The organism is Micromonospora sp. ABR4_055 (assembly GCF_056160425.1).
On the sequence record NZ_JBSWXD010000339.1, the window covers coordinates 1 to 766 of the forward strand.

At 67.6% G+C, this 766-nt stretch carries 1 protein-coding gene; it reads right to left on the reverse strand.

Annotation, left to right across the window (positions count from 1 at the left end; genetic code table 11):
- Position 1: 1 nt before the first annotated feature.
- Positions 2–766, reverse strand: a 765-nt coding sequence (locus ACXAHD_RS32265) for an IS982 family transposase (RefSeq protein WP_475055197.1), incomplete at its 5' end; no start/stop codon positions are given.

The window sequence follows — 766 nt, forward strand, 5'->3', positions numbered from 1 at the left end:
GTCAGTGGTCGTAGGCGATCAGGGACCGGGTGACGGGTGCGCCGGTCTTGTTGTTGTGCCAGATCGCGGCGGCCATCGCGAGGAGTCGCTGGGCCACCCGTACGGCGACGCCGACGAAGGTCCGCCCACCGTGTTCCTCAAGATCAAGCTGGCCCTTGAGGGTGTCGTTGACCGACTCGATCAGCTGCCGGACCTTCTTGAGCATCGGTTCGCCGTAGCGGGCCTTCTCCCGCTTGCGTGACGGGCGTAGCAGGGTGATGCCCTGGTCGGCGAGTTCCCGCTCGAGTGGTCCGGACGCGAAGCCCTTGTCGCTGATCAACAGGATGCCGTCGTGTTCTGCGACGACACCGGCCTCGACCTCCAGCATCGCGGCGAGGACCTCCCGCTCGCCGATCTTCGGGTTCGCCAGGGCCCACAGGATCGGCATCCCGGTCGGGGTGCAGACCAGGTACAGGCGCAGTCCCCAGAAGAACCGGGAGTGGGAGGCGCAGTAGCCGTATCCGGCCCAGCCGGCCAGGTCCGAACGTTGCACGGTGGGGCGGGACATGCCGCACGGCACCGGGGTGGAGTCGACGATCCAGTGGTTGTCGAACCAGAAGTCGCTGTCGCGGGCCAGGTTCCGGATCGTCTTCTTGATCAGCGGGAGGGCGGCGCGGAGCCGTTTGTTGTAGCCGGGCCGCTGCGGTAGGTAGGGGAACATGCCGGCCAGGTGGACCCGGGCGTAGCGGATCCAGTGGGCTTCGGAACGGGCGCCGAGCAGGACCTG